The organism is Salinibacterium sp. NSLL17, assembly GCF_015864935.1.
In the GTDB taxonomy this organism is placed as follows: Bacteria; Actinomycetota; Actinomycetes; order Actinomycetales; family Microbacteriaceae; genus Rhodoglobus.
Window position 1 is genome coordinate 1,793,566 of the sequence record NZ_JADYWH010000001.1, and the last position, 15,931, is coordinate 1,809,496.

The 15,931-nt window shown below is 60.0% G+C and carries 17 protein-coding genes; 16 read left to right on the plus strand and 1 reads right to left on the minus strand.

The window, feature by feature from the left end:
• The first annotated feature begins 6 nt into the window (after positions 1–6).
• From I6E51_RS08715 to glpK, 12 genes are all read left to right on the plus strand, one after another.
• Positions 7–930 (plus strand): YHYH protein, encoded by a 924-nt coding sequence (locus tag I6E51_RS08715; RefSeq protein WP_197109986.1) that lies wholly within the window; start codon positions 7–9, stop codon positions 928–930.
• Complete coding sequence (locus tag I6E51_RS08720; protein WP_307783883.1) at positions 927–1,565, plus strand: DUF305 domain-containing protein; 639 nt, start codon at positions 927–929, stop codon at positions 1,563–1,565. The genes I6E51_RS08715 and I6E51_RS08720 overlap by 4 nt, the downstream gene beginning before the upstream one ends.
• A gap of 125 nt (positions 1,566–1,690) precedes the next feature.
• Positions 1,691–2,308 carry a GAF and ANTAR domain-containing protein gene (locus tag I6E51_RS08725; protein ID WP_197109987.1) on the plus strand — a complete coding sequence of 206 codons (618 nt, stop codon included), beginning with the start codon at positions 1,691–1,693 and terminating at the stop codon, positions 2,306–2,308.
• Positions 2,309–2,337: 29 nt separating this feature from the next.
• Positions 2,338–3,078 carry a GAF and ANTAR domain-containing protein gene (locus I6E51_RS08730; RefSeq protein WP_197109988.1) on the plus strand — a complete coding sequence of 247 codons (741 nt, stop codon included), beginning with the start codon at positions 2,338–2,340 and terminating at the stop codon, positions 3,076–3,078.
• Positions 3,079–3,185: 107 nt separating this feature from the next.
• Positions 3,186–4,382, plus strand: a complete 1,197-nt coding sequence (locus I6E51_RS08735) for an NAD(P)(+) transhydrogenase (Re/Si-specific) subunit alpha (RefSeq protein ID WP_197109989.1) — start codon at positions 3,186–3,188, stop codon at positions 4,380–4,382.
• A complete protein-coding gene (locus I6E51_RS08740) occupies positions 4,382–4,708 on the plus strand; it encodes an NAD(P) transhydrogenase subunit alpha (protein ID WP_231599702.1) in 327 nt (108 codons plus the stop codon). Before I6E51_RS08735 ends, I6E51_RS08740 begins: the two co-directional genes overlap by 1 nt.
• Positions 4,705–6,126, plus strand: coding sequence for an NAD(P)(+) transhydrogenase (Re/Si-specific) subunit beta (locus tag I6E51_RS08745; protein ID WP_197109990.1), 1,422 nt, complete (start codon positions 4,705–4,707; stop codon positions 6,124–6,126). Before I6E51_RS08740 ends, I6E51_RS08745 begins: the two co-directional genes overlap by 4 nt.
• A 54-nt stretch (positions 6,127–6,180) precedes the next feature.
• Complete coding sequence (locus I6E51_RS08750) at positions 6,181–6,765, plus strand: DoxX family protein (RefSeq protein WP_197109991.1); 585 nt, start codon at positions 6,181–6,183, stop codon at positions 6,763–6,765.
• 58 nt (positions 6,766–6,823) lie between these two features.
• Positions 6,824–7,897: a 2,3-butanediol dehydrogenase gene (locus tag I6E51_RS08755; RefSeq protein WP_197109992.1), complete on the plus strand. Its 1,074-nt coding sequence runs from the start codon at positions 6,824–6,826 to the stop codon at positions 7,895–7,897.
• Positions 7,887–8,333, plus strand: a complete 447-nt coding sequence (locus I6E51_RS08760; RefSeq protein WP_197105552.1) for a pyridoxamine 5'-phosphate oxidase family protein — start codon at positions 7,887–7,889, stop codon at positions 8,331–8,333. The genes I6E51_RS08755 and I6E51_RS08760 overlap by 11 nt, the downstream gene beginning before the upstream one ends.
• A 124-nt stretch (positions 8,334–8,457) precedes the next feature.
• Positions 8,458–8,829 (plus strand): YchJ family protein, encoded by a 372-nt coding sequence (locus tag I6E51_RS08765; protein WP_197109993.1) that lies wholly within the window; start codon positions 8,458–8,460, stop codon positions 8,827–8,829.
• Between the two features lie 23 nt (positions 8,830–8,852).
• Positions 8,853–10,361 carry a glycerol kinase GlpK gene (glpK, locus tag I6E51_RS08770; RefSeq protein ID WP_197109994.1) on the plus strand — a complete coding sequence of 503 codons (1,509 nt, stop codon included), beginning with the start codon at positions 8,853–8,855 and terminating at the stop codon, positions 10,359–10,361.
• Positions 10,362–10,367: 6 nt separating this feature from the next.
• Here glpK and trpD read toward each other — a convergent pair whose 3' ends face one another.
• The gene (gene trpD, locus I6E51_RS08775) at positions 10,368–11,423 is read right to left on the minus strand and encodes an anthranilate phosphoribosyltransferase (RefSeq protein WP_197109995.1); all 1,056 of its coding nucleotides are present in this window, start codon (positions 11,421–11,423) and stop codon (positions 10,368–10,370) included.
• A 78-nt stretch (positions 11,424–11,501) separates the two neighbouring features.
• Here trpD and I6E51_RS08780 point away from each other — a divergent pair, with 78 nt between their 5' ends.
• Genes I6E51_RS08780 through I6E51_RS08795 form a run of 4 tightly spaced genes read left to right on the plus strand, consistent with a single transcriptional unit; the run spans position 11,502 to position 15,693 of the window.
• The gene (locus I6E51_RS08780; RefSeq protein WP_197105548.1) at positions 11,502–12,137 is read left to right on the plus strand and encodes a heme-copper oxidase subunit III; all 636 of its coding nucleotides are present in this window, start codon (positions 11,502–11,504) and stop codon (positions 12,135–12,137) included.
• A gap of 17 nt (positions 12,138–12,154) precedes the next feature.
• Positions 12,155–12,964 carry a c-type cytochrome gene (locus I6E51_RS08785; RefSeq protein WP_197105547.1) on the plus strand — a complete coding sequence of 270 codons (810 nt, stop codon included), beginning with the start codon at positions 12,155–12,157 and terminating at the stop codon, positions 12,962–12,964.
• A 39-nt stretch (positions 12,965–13,003) separates the two neighbouring features.
• Positions 13,004–14,080, plus strand: a complete 1,077-nt coding sequence (locus I6E51_RS08790; RefSeq protein ID WP_197105546.1) for a ubiquinol-cytochrome c reductase iron-sulfur subunit — start codon at positions 13,004–13,006, stop codon at positions 14,078–14,080.
• A complete protein-coding gene (locus I6E51_RS08795) occupies positions 14,077–15,693 on the plus strand; it encodes a ubiquinol-cytochrome c reductase cytochrome b subunit (protein WP_197105545.1) in 1,617 nt (538 codons plus the stop codon). The genes I6E51_RS08790 and I6E51_RS08795 overlap by 4 nt, the downstream gene beginning before the upstream one ends.
• Positions 15,694–15,931 lie beyond the last annotated feature (238 nt).

Here is a 15,931-nt window from a genome sequence, read left to right on the forward strand (position 1 = left end):
GAAACCATGAATCGACTTGTCACAACCGTGGCCACTGCAAGTGTTCTGCTGCTAGCGCTTGCCGCCTGCACTACTGCTTCAGTAGAACCCGCCGAAACCGCCGAAGCAACCCCAGAATCGACCGAGACGGCTACAGCCTCGACAGCCACCTTTGCGGCATCCACGGGTGATTGCGACGCCATGGCTGCGACACTCCGTGATGTCGAAAGTGCGAACTCTGACCTCGTGGACCCCGAGCTCACCGCTGTCTGTGATGGCGACACCCTCACCATCAGCAGCAACAGCATCCCCGACTATCTCTACATCGCGACGACACCGGGCTCGCCCAAGGTGTCCGAACTCACTATGACGATCCCTGTCACCCCCACGCAAGCTGACGAACCCGGCTCCGTGCCGTACCTCGGTGCTCTCGGAGTTGCCGTCAATGGAGTTCCCATCTACGGGCCGACCGAAGGCACCGGTGGAGATGTGCAATCCCTAGAAGGCGCGCTTTCGGTCTGCGGCAGCCACAGCGGCCCAACCGACTTCCACATCCACTGGTTTGGTTACGCCGATGGGGTCGACTGCCTCTACGACGCTGACGAAGTTGAAACCGGTGAATCACTCGTCGTGGGATGGGCTGCCGACGGCTACCCCATCATGTCCGGAGTCGTGTGCTCAGATGACGACTGCAGCGAGGTTGTTCAGCTCACGAGCAGTTGGCAACTCACCGACGAATCTCAATTCGCCACTGACACTTGGGCGGCCCACAGCTACGTTGAAGGCTCCGGTGACCTCGATGAGTGCAACGGACGCGTCGATAGCGACGGCCAATACCGTTATTACTCCACCACCACGTTCCCTTACTTCCTCGGCTGCTACTACGGCGATGTGGCAGATGACGCTTTGAGCGGTAACAACGCCGCAGCTCCCGGCGGCGGCCCTGCGTGATCCCCGCGACTGAACGCGCGACAAACGCCGTAAATCCGGCCCGCCGTAACTTTCTCGCGTTCGGGTTACTCGCCCTCACCGGCACAGCGCTCGCCGCCTGCACAACCGCCGCCGCTGACGACGACGACACCAGCGCAGCTGAAGAAACGCCTAACGACACCGATATCGGTTTCTTCACGGACATGGCTCTACACCACGAACAAGCCCTCGCCATGTGCCAACGCGTGCTCGGTCGCGACAACGGCGACTCTGTGCAGTCGCTCGCCGCCGACATCCTTCAGAATCAATCGTTCGAACGGGGCGTCATGCACACGTGGCTCACGGTGTGGGGCGAGAGCACCGCGCCGCCTGAGACAGTGATGGCTTGGATGGGAATGGAGATGCCCGCAGTCGAGATGACGGGTCTCGCCACTGACGAACAGATGAGCTCCCTCTCGACCACAACCGGGATGGATCAGGGGCGACTCTTCTTGAACCTCATGCGCGCGCACCACGTCGGCGGTGTCCACATGGCCGCCTATGCGAACGAGCACGCCGCGGTGAGCACAGTGCGGGCAACAGCCGAGCGGATGGATGTCATCCAAACGTATGAGATTGGGATCATCGACCAGCTGCTCTCGACCACCTACCTCTAACGGGGCGCTCTTATTCAGAGTGATAGCCTCGATTGAGATACCCCTCAGCCAAGGCCATCATGCTTTCGAAACCAAAAATAGCCGGAACACAAGCGTCCGCTGATGCTTGCCTGTGTTCACCTTTCGTGACTGCGCTCAACGTTTCGGGCGCCGCTATCTCGGTCATCGGCGAACACGGTAACCAATCGACGGTGTGTGTGAGCGGCCGCCTCGCTGGCCGACTGGATGCTCTCCAGTTCGAACTCGGCGAGGGTCCAGGCCTGCAAGCACTCACTACCCAATCCCCTGTTCTCTGTTCCGACCTCGCTCACGTCTCCGACTCGGCCTGGCCCGTGTTTCTGGGTGCCGCACGGGAGCTCGGCGTTGGCGCTATTTTTAGTTTCCCGATGATGCTGGGCACCGCGGTAGTCGGAGTGGTCGATTTGATCACCACGACACCTCGACACGCTGACGCCGAGTTCATCTCGAGGGCCCAAGCGCTGACCCGTGATGTGGCGCTCACTGCCGTCGAACGAGCACTCACGGCCGCGCAACAACACAGCTCGCCCGAGTCTGATCAATCACCGGCGCTGCGACGCGAAGTCCATCAGGCGACAGGCATCATCATTTCGCAGCTGGCGCTCTCGGCACCGGATGCGTTTGCCCGACTACAGGCCCACGCATTCTCGACTGGGCGCCCCATCGACGATGTAGCACGTGACATAGTTACGCGCGTGCTTGAGTTCGATCCCCTCACCGAATAACCACCTCCCCCGCAGGAAAGAAGCTTCAGATGGATGGAACAACCCGCGAGGCCCAGATCAGCGCCGCATTTGTCACTGTTGCGGAAACGCTCACTGTCGACCATGACCTGGTCGACGTGCTTCACACGTTTGTCGAGCGTTGCGCAGAGATCGTTCGGATGGATGCTGGCGGGCTCGTTCTAGTTAATGACGCTGGTGAACTCCAACTCATGACATCCACGAACGAAGCAGCCGTAATGCTCGAGAGTATGCAACTTGAGGCAGCCGAAGGACCATGCCTCGATTGTTTCCGCACCGGAAATGCGGTGGCGATCGACAATATTTCAGCGTCCGAGGCGTCGACCGAATTTCGTGCCGCTGCCGTTGCCCAAGGCTTCAACTCGCTGTTGTCGATCCCTATGAAGGTCCAAGGCGCGGTTATCGGCACCATGAATCTCTTTCGCGCAACGACAGAAGCCGTCAGCTCTCGAGACGCTGCGGTAGCTCAAGCGCTCGCGGACGTCGCGACGATCGGCATAACCCACGAACGCGCACTCCAGCACGCTCACCTCGTAGAGGAACAGCTGCACAACGCTCTCAACAGCAGAATTGCCATCGAACAGGCGAAGGGTGTCATCGCAAACGGCTTGTCCCTCAGCATGGACGATGCCTTCGCACTCCTGCGCAAGTATTCCCGCGACTGCAACCGAACGATTCGGACAACCTCCGAAATGGTCAGTCGGCGCGAGATTACGGTGCAGCAGATTGTCGAAGCCGCAACCAAGAGATAGTGCTCTCAGCATTTCTTCAGAATCCGGTCACAAGCCCGGGTGTACGCTTTAAGTAGTTGCTCCAGACCTTGGCAACGGAATTTGTTCCGTTTCGACCAAGGATGGCAATGTCCAGCTCAGGTACAAGCCTCACCATCGGGGTTCTCTCCGAACAAAACTCGCGCGAGCATCGGGTCGCTCTCGATCCAACCGCGACCAAACACCTCGTTCACGCGGGCTTCACAGTGCTCGTCGAAGCGGGGTGCGGATCCGGGGCGAGCTTCACCGATGAAAACTACGTCGCCGCCGGAGCCACCCTCACTACCTCGTCTCAGATAATCGCTACGTGCGATGTACTCGCTTCTCTCTCGCTTCCCTCGTCGGATGTTACTGACGGTCTCGCCGCGGGGCGGACCGTTATCGGCCTTCTCGACCCGCTGAACAATCTCAGCCGAGTGTCAGCACTTGCTGGCCAAGGAATCACTCTCGTAGCGCTAGAGCTTCTCCCCCGAACGCTCAGCCGTGCCCAATCGATGGATGCTCTGAGTTCGCAGTCAAGCGCTGCGGGCTACCGCGCGGTTATCGTGGCCGCCGAAAAATTCGGACGCTACCTCCCGATGATGATCACGGCATCCGGTACTGCAACTCCGGCGAAGGCAATCGTCATTGGCACCGGCGTCGCCGGACTCCAAGCAATCGCCACGGTGAAGCGACTTGGTGCTGTCGTTACGGGCTACGACGTGCGGGAAGCATCCCGCACCGAGGTCGAGTCGCTCGGAGCTAAATTTCTCACGTCCTCGGTAGCTGCTGGCGCCGGAGAGGGCGGCTATGCCCGACCGATGACTGCGGCTGAGCAAGCCGTCCAGCAGAAAGAACTTGCGGATGCCCTCGTGAGCTTTGACATCATCATTACGACCGCAAAGGTGCCGGGTCGCACTCCCCCGCTGCTGGTCTCGCAAGACACTCTCGCCGCGCTGAAGCCCGGCACGGTGTGCGTCGACCTTGGCGCCAGCGACAAGGGCGGCAACGTATTCGGCTCGAGTGATGGTGAATCCTCAACGACCGTAAATGGCGTCGTAGTCGTCGGCGCCGGCAACCTTGCCGCCGACCTTCCTGCCTCGTCGTCTCTGATGTACGGCCGAAACGTCGCTGCTGTTCTCGAAGCGCTCGCCCCTGAAGGCGCAATCGCGATCGATCCCAGCGACGAAGTCCACAGCGCCATCGTCGTTTCCCATGCAGGAGATGTCACGAGTGCCACCGTGCGTACAGCCCTCAATCTTGAGCCGCTCGGCTCCACCGAACCTCTGAAAGCTCAGGCCAACTGATGGAAACCCTGTACAGCAATCTCGCCATCTTCGTTCTCGCGCTTCTCGTGGGCGTTGAAGTGATCGGCAAGATTCCCTCGACCCTGCACACCCCGATGATGTCGGGATCAAATGCCATCCACGGGGTCGTGATCGCTGGTGCCGTTGTCACGGCATCGCTCGCCGACTCCCCTACCGGCTACATCCTGACCTTCATTGCGGGTGCCTTCGCGGCCGCGAACGTCTTCGGAGGCTATGTCGTCACTGACCGGATTCTGAAAATGTTCACGAGGCCGACGCCTCCCAAGACCGCTGAAACCAGCAGCACCACGGAGGACGCATCATGACCGGCTTCGAGTTTCTCGTCGGAATTCTCTACTTACTGTCGGCGTCGCTCTTCGTCGTCGGCCTTCACATGATGCGGGCACCCGCGACCGCCCGAAACGGTAACCGCATCTCTGCTGTCGGCATGATTATTGCCGTCCTAGCGACGATCATGCTTGCCCTCGTTGTCGATGGCGGCGAATGGATTGCGTGGGTTGCCCTCACTGCGGGCGTGCTCGTCGGTGCAGTGTTCGGGGTTCACCGTGCTCGCACCGTAAAAATGACCGATGTCCCTCAGCTCGTGAGCGTGTTCAACGCCGTCGGAGGCAGCGCGGCTGCCGCAATCGCCTTTGCCGCGTTCATTCTCGCGACGAGTGCCGATCCCCTCGAATTGACGGTCTCTATCCCCGTCGTGCTCGATGTCCTCATTGGCTCCATTACCTTCTCCGGCTCGCTGATCGCGGCTGGAAAGCTCCAGGGCATCATCCCCGGCAATCCCGTGACGTTCCCCGGCTCCCGCCTGCTCAACGCGCTCGTCGCGGCGATCGCGCTCGGTGCGAGTGTTGCGGCAGTGATGCTTCCCCACAACACACTGTTGCTCCTAGTGGTGCTCGTGACCGCACTCGTCCTCGGCATTCTTATGGTGCTGGCGATCGGTGGCGCCGATGCTCCCGTCGTCGTTTCGCTCCTCAACGCCCTGACCGGCCTCGCCGTAGCCATGGCTGGCTTTGCGATCGACAATCAGGCGCTCATCATCGCGGGTGCTCTGGTCGGCGCAGCGGGCACCATTCTGACGCTGCAGATGGCGCAAGCGATGAATCGCTCCGTGCTCTCGATCATCGTCGGCGGCTTCGGCACTGGCGAGGCTACGGCGACGGCAGGACCAGCGGATGCGGATCTCACCAATGTGCGAAGCCTCACCTCCGATGATGTCGCCATTCAGCTCGCCTATGCGCAACACGTGCTGATCGTGCCCGGCTACGGACTCGCCGCCGCCCAAGCCCAACATGAAGTCGCGGAGCTCGCCGCTCTGCTCATGGCCCACAACATCGACGTCAAATACGCAATTCACCCGGTTGCCGGCCGTATGCCAGGCCACATGAATGTGCTGCTGGCCGAAGCCAACGTGCCCTACGAACAAATGCTCCAGCTCGACGAGGCAAATGCAGCATTCGATAACTGCGATGTTGCTCTCGTAATCGGCGCCAATGACGTCTGCAACCCGGATGCTCGAAAGCCGGGCAATGCCGTCTCCGGAATGCCCATTCTCGACGCTGATCATGCCAAAGCCGTTGTCGTCATCAAGCGGTCGATGCGGCCTGGCTATGCGGGCATCACGAATCCACTGTTCACCGATCCCAAGACGGGGATGCTCTTTGCTGATGCCAAGAAGGCGCTCAAGGACATCACCGTCGCTGTCAAAGAATACGTCTCGGCCTAAACCGAGCAGAAGCCACCCGGCTTCGCTATCACCCATCCCTGAAGGAGCACGACGATGACTACACGCCCAGCCACCGCCCCCACTAAATCGCTCCACGAGACGCCGAAGGCGGTGGCACTCGAGAGCGATCTCGTAATCTCCGTCACCGGTCGTCGCGTTCTGGCAGCGTTGCGCCTTGCCACAGGATTCCTCTTCCTGTGGGCGTTCCTCGATAAGACCTTCGGGCTCGGTTTTTCTACCCCGGCCGAACGAGCATGGATCAATGGGGGCGGCCCGAGTCAGGGTTTCTTGACCGGTGACGCGGTTGTCGGCCCTCTAAAACCGGCGTTTGCCGCAATCGCGAGCCCCGCCTCCGACATTCTTTTTATGCTTGGGATGATCGGAATCGGTGTCGCAGTGATGCTGGGCATAGGCCTACGCATCAGTGCCGTCGCCGGAACCATCATGATGCTCCTGATGTATCTGGCGGAGTGGCCGTTCGCCGCGAACGCCGGCTCCACTAACCCGCTGGTGGATTACCACATCATCTACGCCCTCGCACTCATCACCATCGCTGTTCTGTCAGCCGGGGATACCTGGGGCGTTGGCCGGGCGTGGAAGCGCCTCAGCATTGTGCAGAAAATGCCGTGGCTCGTTTAGCAATTCGACCTTGCAACTGACAACCAACCCTTAATCGCTCAGGAGAAAGAAGAAAATCATGAAGGCAGCACGTTTCCACGGACGCAAAGACATCCGCATCGATGACATTCCGGAACCAGAGCTTCGGCCCGGCGCAGTCGCTATTGATGTCGCGTGGTGCGGCATCTGCGGCACAGACCTTCACGAATATCTCGAAGGCCCGATCTTTATCCCAGCAGCGGGGCATCCGCACCCACTGACTCACGAAGAAGTTCCCGTGACTATGGGTCACGAATTCTCGGGAACAATAACTGCTCTTGGCGAAGGGGTCACCGACCTCACGGTCGGAGAGAACGTTGTCGTGGAGCCGTACTTTGTGTGCGGCGAGTGCGCCCCCTGTCGCGCCGGCAACTACAACCTCTGCACCAAAATGGGCTTCATCGGGCTGGCTGGTGGGGGCGGTGGCTTGAGTGAAAAGATCGTCGTCGAACGTCGCTGGGTTCACCCGATCGGTGACATCCCCCTCGATCAGGCCGCGCTCATCGAACCCCTTGCTGTCGGCCATCACGCGTTCGTGCGCAGTGGCGCTAAAGCCGGAGATGTCGCGTTCATCGGTGGCGGTGGCCCCATCGGTCTTCTGCTCGCCGCCGTGCTCTCCGCCGAGGGAATCACCGTCGTCATGTCTGAGCCAGGCACAGCGCGCCGCGAAATGGCGACCTCCACCGGAGTTGCCGATCACGTCATCGACCCCAGCGTCGAGGATGCCGTAGCCAGAGTCATGGAATTGACCAATGGAGTCGGCGCCGACGTCGCATTCGAGTGCTCGAGCATCAACGCCGTACTCGACCAGCTTTTTGATGCGGTGAAGCCGACTGGCGTAATTGTGAACGTCTCCATCTGGGGTCACCCGGCGCAACTCGATATGCAAAAGCTCGTACTCAAAGAGATTGACCTGCGCGGCACGATTGCCTACGCCCACGACCACCCTGCAACCATCAAGCTCGTTCAGGATGGCAAGGTCAATCTTGAACCGTTCATCACCGGTCGGATTCATCTCGACAAGCTCATCGACGAGGGCTTCATGACCCTTATCGATCACAAGGAGACCGCCGTGAAGATCATTGTTCGTCCGGAGGTCAGCAATGTCTCATGACATGACGGAGGCCGGCTGGTCTCCACAGGGACCGGTCGTCGAGTTGTCCGATCAGGCAAGTCTGGATCTGCTTGCCAGCAAGAGCTTCGGTCATCTCGCTCTGAGCAATGATGGGCGGCCGGATATCTTCCCGGTCAACTACTACTGCGACAAGAAGACGATCCTGTTTCGCACTGCGTCAGGCTCAAAACTTCACGAGCTCACCGAGAACATGCATGTGGCTTTTGAAGTCGATGTGAAGACTCCCGACGACGTGTGGAGCGTCGTAGTCAGAGGGCTGGCAACGGTTCTTGACGATGCATCTCAGGTGACTGCTCAGGCGCTGAAGACCCTCCCCGATTGGGTTCCCATCGAGTCATTTGTCTACATCCTGATCGAACCAGAATCTATCCGCGGCCGCCTCTTCGAACGCCGCCTTCCGATAGGACACAGCTAACGCTCAGCACTGCAACGATGGTCGGCCGCTTCTCTGAGCGACCGACCATTGTTGCGTCCCGGCGAAACACGGTTGAGCCGCCGCGAGAGAAGCGCACTGCACGGCAACTAGTTACGCTGGGGGGATGAACGCATGCCCGTGCCAATCGTCCGAAACCTACGACGATTGTTGCGGCCGCTTCCATCGCGGTGAGGCACTGGCCCCCACCGCTGAACGGCTGATGCGTTCGCGCTATAGCGCCTACGTGCGTGGCGAAACCGATTACCTCCTGAAGACCTGGCATTCGTCTACCCGCCCGACAACGCTGGAGCTTGATCCGGATGTGCGCTGGTACCGTCTCGATATCGTCGCGCGCACGGGCGGCAGCATGTTCGACACGGCGGGTACTGTCGAGTTTCGGGCCCACTATCGCTTCGATGGCGGAGCCGACCAGCAACACGAGAACAGCAGATTTCTGCGCGAAAATGGCGCCTGGCTTTACGTTGATGCCGTCTAATGAGTGAGAACCAAGGAGAACCGGTGAACTACATACTCTCGATCGATCAGGGCACCACCAGCACCCGTGCGATCATCTTCGATCACGATGGCAAGCCGGTCACCTCTGGCCAGCTTGAGCATGACCAGATTTTCCCGAAAGCGGGTTGGGTCGAGCACGATGCCGCCCAAATTTGGAACAACACTCGAGAAGTAATTGGTCAGGCGCTCTCCAAAGCGAACGTCACGCGCCACAGCATTGCCGCTGTCGGCATCACTAATCAGCGCGAAACGGCCATCATCTGGGACCGCGCGACCGGCAAGCCCGTCTACAACGCCATCGTCTGGCAAGACACCCGCACCCAGGCGATCATCGATCACATTGCGGACGGCGACACCAACAAGTTTAAAAAGATCACCGGGCTGCCCCTCGCCACCTATTTTTCAGCATCCAAAATTGTGTGGATGCTCGAGAACGTCGACGGAGTTCGTGAGCGTGCCGAGGCGGGCGAGCTTGCCTTCGGAACCCCCGACACCTGGCTTCTGTGGAATCTCACCGGTGGGCCTGACGGCGGAGTTCACGCCACCGACGTCACTAATGCGAGCCGCACGCTGCTCATGGATCTCGAAACCCGCACGTGGAGCGACGACATCCTTTCCGAGCTGGGCATTCCTGCGTCGCTCATGCCCGACATCCGCAGTTCTTCCGAGGTCTACGGCACCGTTTCCACGTCGAGTTTGCTGCGCGAGGTGCCCGTTGCTGGCATTTTGGGCGACCAGCAGGCCGCGACCTTCGGGCAGGCTGCGTTCGACGCCGGCGAATCGAAAAATACTTACGGCACAGGCAACTTTCTGCTGACCAACACGGGCACTGACATCGTGCATTCCGAAAACGGCCTCATCACGACGCTCGCCTATCAGCTCGGCGATGATGCACCCCGCTACGCCATCGAAGGCTCGATTGCCGTGACGGGTTCACTCATTCAGTGGCTGCGTGACAATCTCGGCATCATCTCTCGGTCTGAAGAGGTTGAGACTCTCGCCGCGTCAGTCGACGACAATGGCGGCGTTTATTTCGTGCCCGCGTTCTCCGGTCTCTTTGCGCCTCATTGGCGTCCGGATGCCCGGGGCGCCATTCTCGGCCTCACTCGTTTTGCCAACAAGGGTCACATTGCTCGTGCCGCGCTTGAAGCCACAGCGTTCCAAACCAGCGACGTGATCGAAGCAGCCAATGCGGATGCCGACGTTGCGATGACTGAACTGCGAGTGGATGGCGGCATGGTCGCCAACTCCGCGCTCATGCAATTTCAAGCGGACATCCTCAACATGCCGGTCATCCGACCTGAGGTCGCAGAGACGACAGCATTGGGCGCTGCCTACGCTGCGGGCCTTGCGGTCGACTATTGGAGTGGCCTCGATGAGCTGCGCGATCGCTGGAGCGAGGGCGAGCGGTGGGAACCGACGATGGACGATGCCGAACGTGAGCGCCTCATCCGCAATTGGAAGAAGGCCATCACGAAAACTCTGGATTGGGTCAACGAAGACACCGACTAGGCGGTTCTAGCGGTTGGTGGCAGCGACCCACTCGTCGAGCTTGCTCGCGGCAAGCCCTGAATCCACGACGTGCTCGGCGCGCTCAAGTTGTTCTTTCAAGCGCGCCAGCAGCGGACGCTGACTCTGCTCGGGATCCTTCGCCAGCTCGAACGAGGCGAAGCCTGCCGCGGCGTTCAGCAACACCACGTCACGCGCCGGCGACTTTTCGCCAGCGAGAATCGAGCGGATGACCTGGGCGTTGTACTCGGGGTCTTTGCCCAGTAGCGCCTCGATCGGCGCCCGCGGGATACCCAACTCCAGCGGGTCAAGATCGTGTTCGGTAACGAAACCGCGCGACACTTCCCAGACGTGACTGTGACCCGTGGTGGTCAGTTTGTCGATTCCATCGTCACCGCGGTAAACCAGCGCCGTCGCTCCGCGAGTCTGGAACACTCCGACGAGGAGACTGACACGTTCGCGGCTGCCGACACCGACCGCCGAGGCTTGCGGGCGGGCGGGGTTGCAGAGCGGACCAAGAATGTTGAACAGCGTCGGGATTCCTAGCTCGCGCCGTGTCGGGCCAGCGTGTGCAAAACCGGGGTGGAACAGCGCAGCGTAAACGAACGTGATGCCCACCTCGTCTAGCACTTCGGCTACTCGCTCGGGCGTGAGATCCAGCTTGAGCCCCAGCGCGCTCAGAACATCGGATGCTCCGCTCTTGCTGCTCGCGGCACGATTGCCGTGCTTAATCACTGGCACGTCCCCCGCTGCCGCGATGATCGAGGCAACGGATGAGATGTTCAGCACGGCGCCGTAGGGGTCGCCACCGGTACCGACGATGTCCAACGCCATGGGATCCACGGGCAACGGCACGGCGCTGGCCAACGCAGCATCGCGAAAACCAACAATCTCGTCAACGGTCTCGCCCTTGATGCGTAGGGCGATCAACATCGCTGCTAATTGAGCGGATGTTGCTTCTCCGTTCATCACGGATTTCATCGCCCACTCAGCCTGACTAATCGACAAATCGGTGCGGGAAACAAGCGTCGTAAGGATTTCTGGCCAAGTTGGGGATGAAGACATGAGTGAAATCCTACCGATCCTGAACCGACAGGCCGGGGATTGAAAAACTAACGCCGAGTTATCAGCCATAATAGATACGTGACCACAGCTGCCCTCAACCGCTCTCTTGGAGCCCAGTCTGTCCAGCGACCGAACACTGTTGCGGTCGGTACCATCGTTTGGCTTGGTAGCGAGGTGATGTTCTTCGCCGGCCTTTTCGCCATCTACTTCACTCTGAAGTCGACGTCCCCCGAATTGTGGGCGGAGCAGACCGCCAAGCTCAATGTGCCATTTGCGACCACGATCACGATCATCCTCGTGCTCTCGTCGGTCACGTGCCAGTTCGGCGTCTTCGCCGCTGAGCGCATGCAAGTGCGTCGCACAGGCAAGCTCTTCGACATGCGCAAGTGGGGCATGACGGAATGGTTCTTCCTTACCTACTCCATGGGTGCTGTCTTCGTAACCGGTCAGGTTTTCGAGTACGCCACGCTGGTTTCTGAGCACGTGAGCCTCTCGAGCGACTCCTACGGCTCGGCCTTCTACATCACCACCGGATTCCACGGACTCCACGTCGCCGGTGGCCTCATCGCCTTCTTGCTGGTTCTTGGTCGCGGATTCGCCGTCAAGAGCTTCGGACACAAAGAGGCAACGAGCGCAATCGTTGTTTCCTACTACTGGCACTTTGTCGACGTAGTGTGGATTGGCCTCTTCCTCATCATCTACGTGCTCAAATAAGAAACGGAATAGACGTAATGGCCACCAAGGCAGCTCGCGCGTCACGCAGGTCACAACCTGTCGGTCGACGCCATCCTCTTGCGACTGTAGCCCTCCTGCTCGTCGGTCTCCTGGGAACGGGCGGCGCGTACGCGCTGTTCACCTCGAGTGCAACGGCAGAGACCAGCGCATCCGCCGAAGCTCTTGTCGAAGAAGGCGGAAAGCTCTTCGCTGCAAACTGTGCAACGTGTCACGGTCTCGATCTCGAGGGCACGACTCAAGGCCCCACCCTCATCGGTGTAGGCGCCGCGGCGACTGACTTCCAAGTGGGAACGGGTCGCATGCCCCTCGCGTTCTCCGGACCGCAGGGTGAAGTAAAGCCCGTGCAGTTCACTGAGGAGCAGATCCAGGCTCTCTCCGTTTACGTCGCATCGCAGGGCCCCGGCCCCGCAATTCCCGCCGACATGTACCTCACGGGTGACGCTGATGTATCAAACGGTGCTGAGCTCTTCCGCATCAACTGCGCAATGTGCCACAACGTTGCTGGTGCCGGTGGAGCACTCACCGAGGGTAAGTTTGCTCCGGCGCTGGCTGATGTAACTCCAAAGCACGCCTACGAGGCAATGCTCACCGGCCCGCAGAACATGCCCGTGTTCAACGACACCAACCTCACGCCTGAAGAAAAGGCCGACATCATCACGTACCTCAAGTACCTCGATGAGACGCCCTCTGTTGGTGGATTCACGCTTGGATCACTTGGCCCCGTTTCTGAGGGACTGTTCATCTGGATCTTCGGCCTTGGCGCGATCGTGGCAATCACGGTCTGGCTCACGGCTAAATCAAACTAGTTAGCGACCGCTGTACAGCGGACGGTTGAAGGGATAAGAATGGCAGACGACCACGGCGATACCGCCGGCAGCACCGCTGCGGGTAAGGACGTCGAGCAGCACGGGGCTCCTGCGCACAGCGCAGGTACCGCCGTCGTCGCAACCGACGAGGTGCCCAACCCTGGGTTTCCCCCGCATCGCCCCCGCGTAACGGATCTCGACCCCAAGGTCGACAAGCAACAGGAACGCCACGTTTCGACGCTGTTCCTCCTTTCCATCGTGGGAAGTGTGCTTGCCGTTGTCGCTTACTTCGTGTTCCCGATTGAGCCAGGAAATATGCAGTCGGTGCGTAACAACACCCTGTTCCTGGGTCTCGGCATAACACTGGGGCTGCTCGGTATCGGCATCGGTGCCGTTCACTGGTCCAAGGCTCTTATGCAGGGTCACGACCTTGTTGAGCAGCGCCACGGCACGCGAGGCAGCGAAGAAACTCGCGCCAAAGCCGTCGAGGTGTTCACTCTCGGCAACAAAGACTCCGGATTTGGCCGTCGCACCCTGTTGCGTCGCTCCCTCATCGGTGCCCTCGTTGTCACCCCGCTTCCCGCGATCGTGCTGTTCCGTGACTTAGCTCCGGCTGACGACCCGGTAGCTCTTCTCAAGCACACTTTCTGGGAAGAGGGCATGCGCTTGACGCGTGACCCCAGCGGAACCCCCATCAAGGCATCGGACCTCACCATTGGTTCAGCCTTCCAAGTGATCCCTGAAGGCCTCAACGACTCTGAGCACCGCATCGAGGAGAAGGCGAAAGCCTCCGTTCTCCTCGTTCGCCTCAAGCCTGAAGACCTCGAGGTCTCGGAGGGTCGCGAAGACTGGAACTACGACGGCATCGTCGCTTACTCCAAAATTTGCACCCACGTTGGATGCCCGGTGGCACTCTACGAACAGCAGACGCATCACTTGCTGTGCCCGTGCCACCAATCACAGTTCGACATCAAGCGCGAAGCAGCCGTGATCTTCGGCCCAGCGAAGCGTCCACTTCCGCAATTGCCGATCACGGTCGACTCAGAGGGCTACCTCATCGCTAAGAGCGACTTCACTGAGCCCATCGGACCAAGCTTCTGGGAGCGCAAGCTATGACAACCACCCCCACCCAGGACGCACAGCCCAAGACACGCGGACAGCGTTTCACGGGAGCTGCAGCCAACTACATTGACGAGCGCACCAGCATTTCTGGGCTCGTCAAAGAGGTAGGTCGAAAGATCTTCCCCGACCACTGGTCGTTCATGCTCGGAGAGGTTGCTCTCTACAGCTTCATCGTGATTCTTCTTTCGGGAACGTTCCTGACGTTCTTCTTCGAAGCATCGATGGTTGAAGTCCACTACGAGGGTTCTTACGCACCGCTCAAGGGAATCGAAATGTCGGCCGCCATGGCGTCGACGCTCGACATCTCCTTCGACATCCGCGGCGGACTCTTGATGCGCCAGATCCACCACTGGGCAGCGCTTCTGTTCGTGGCCTCGATCGGTCTGCACATGCTCCGCGTGTACTTCACTGGCGCGTTCCGCAAGCCGCGTGAGATCAACTGGTTCATCGGCTTCGTACTCTTCGTACTCGCCATGGCAGAGGGCTTCACCGGCTACTCGCTCCCCGACGACCTGCTTTCCGGTAACGGTCTGCGCATCATCGACGGAATGGTCAAGGGAATCCCGGTCATCGGCACGTGGATCTCTTACCTGCTGTTTGGTGGAGAGTTCCCCGGCGTTGACATCGTCAGTCGCTTGTACATCCTGCACATCATGCTGCTGCCGGCGATCATCATCGCTGCGATCGGTATTCACATGCTGCTGCTCGTGATCAACAAGCACACCCAGTTCGCTGGCCCCGGTCGCACCAACGACAACGTCGTCGGTTCGCCCGTCATGCCTGGCTTCGCTGCGAAGGCTGGTGGATTCTTCTTCATCATCTTCGGTGTCATCACGCTGATCGCATCCACGTTCTCGATCAACCCCGTGTGGGTCTACGGCCCCTACGACCCCTCCCCTGTTTCGGCAGGTACTCAACCTGACTGGTACATCGGATTCGCCGACGGCGCTCTCCGACTCGTTCCGCCAGGGTGGGAAACCGAGTGGTTCGGCTTCACGTGGTCGTTCAACATCATCGCGCCGCTGGTGATTCTGGGACTCTTCATTGCCATCGTGGCCTTCTACCCCTTCATCGAGGCGTGGGTTACGGGCGACAAGCGTGAGCACCACATCGCTGACCGTCCCCGTAACGCTCCGACCCGTACCGCTATCGGTGCAGCCGGCGTCACGTTCTACGCAGTCCTCTGGGCCGCCGCGAGCTCTGACCTCATAGCAACTCACTTCAAGTTATCTATCGAAGGCGTTATCCACTCCTGCCAGGCTCTCCTTATCTTCGGGCCGATCATTGCGTACTTCCTCACGAAGCGTGTGTGCATCGGGCTCCAGAAGAAGGACCGCGAGATCGCTCTTCACGGTTACGAGTCGGGTCGTATTGTGCGCCTGCCGCACGGTGAATACATTGAGGTGCACGAGCAGCTCGACGACTACGAACTGTGGAAGCTCGTCAGCTACGACGACTACAAGCCGCTCATGGTGCGTCCGGATGCTCAAGGCCGCATCACCGTCGGACAGAAGTTCCGTGCGTCAGTGTCTCGCTGGTTCTTCGAAGACCGCATCGCGCCGGTCTCGCAGAAGGAAATCGAACAGTCCAAGGATGAGCACCACTAAAGCTGCTCCCCGCTACGACTGCTGTGGGCCTCGCCGAATTCATTTCGGCGGGGCCCACACTCGTTTAGGCACTCGGATGCCGCGCCGGCTGCTCCCCCACCGCGGGCCAATATGCGTCCGCTCACCACACGTCACCGTGCGCCGGCCCGCTCACGCCATGGCCGGCGACGGCGGCTCAACACTGCTCAGCCAGGCCGCCGGACTACCGGAGTGCGGGACTGCTCCACCCGTGTGGTTG

What these genes read in the sequence shown, in the direction of transcription:
- I6E51_RS08795 (WP_197105545.1), top strand. Translation starts at nt 14,077, where the DNA reads ATGACAACCACCCCCACCCAGGACGCACAGCCCAAGACACGCGGACAG.
- I6E51_RS08715 (WP_197109986.1), top strand. Translation starts at nt 7, where the DNA reads ATGAATCGACTTGTCACAACCGTGGCCACTGCAAGTGTTCTGCTGCTA.
- I6E51_RS08750 (WP_197109991.1), top strand. Translation starts at nt 6,181, where the DNA reads ATGACTACACGCCCAGCCACCGCCCCCACTAAATCGCTCCACGAGACG.
- I6E51_RS08760 (WP_197105552.1), top strand. Translation starts at nt 7,887, where the DNA reads ATGTCTCATGACATGACGGAGGCCGGCTGGTCTCCACAGGGACCGGTC.
- I6E51_RS08730 (WP_197109988.1), top strand. Translation starts at nt 2,338, where the DNA reads ATGGATGGAACAACCCGCGAGGCCCAGATCAGCGCCGCATTTGTCACT.
- I6E51_RS08745 (WP_197109990.1), top strand. Translation starts at nt 4,705, where the DNA reads ATGACCGGCTTCGAGTTTCTCGTCGGAATTCTCTACTTACTGTCGGCG.
- I6E51_RS08765 (WP_197109993.1), top strand. Translation starts at nt 8,458, where the DNA reads ATGAACGCATGCCCGTGCCAATCGTCCGAAACCTACGACGATTGTTGC.
- trpD (WP_197109995.1), bottom strand. Translation starts at nt 11,423, where the DNA reads ATGTCTTCATCCCCAACTTGGCCAGAAATCCTTACGACGCTTGTTTCC.
- I6E51_RS08790 (WP_197105546.1), top strand. Translation starts at nt 13,004, where the DNA reads ATGGCAGACGACCACGGCGATACCGCCGGCAGCACCGCTGCGGGTAAG.
- I6E51_RS08755 (WP_197109992.1), top strand. Translation starts at nt 6,824, where the DNA reads ATGAAGGCAGCACGTTTCCACGGACGCAAAGACATCCGCATCGATGAC.
- I6E51_RS08735 (WP_197109989.1), top strand. Translation starts at nt 3,186, where the DNA reads ATGTCCAGCTCAGGTACAAGCCTCACCATCGGGGTTCTCTCCGAACAA.
- I6E51_RS08785 (WP_197105547.1), top strand. Translation starts at nt 12,155, where the DNA reads ATGGCCACCAAGGCAGCTCGCGCGTCACGCAGGTCACAACCTGTCGGT.
- I6E51_RS08740 (WP_231599702.1), top strand. Translation starts at nt 4,382, where the DNA reads ATGGAAACCCTGTACAGCAATCTCGCCATCTTCGTTCTCGCGCTTCTC.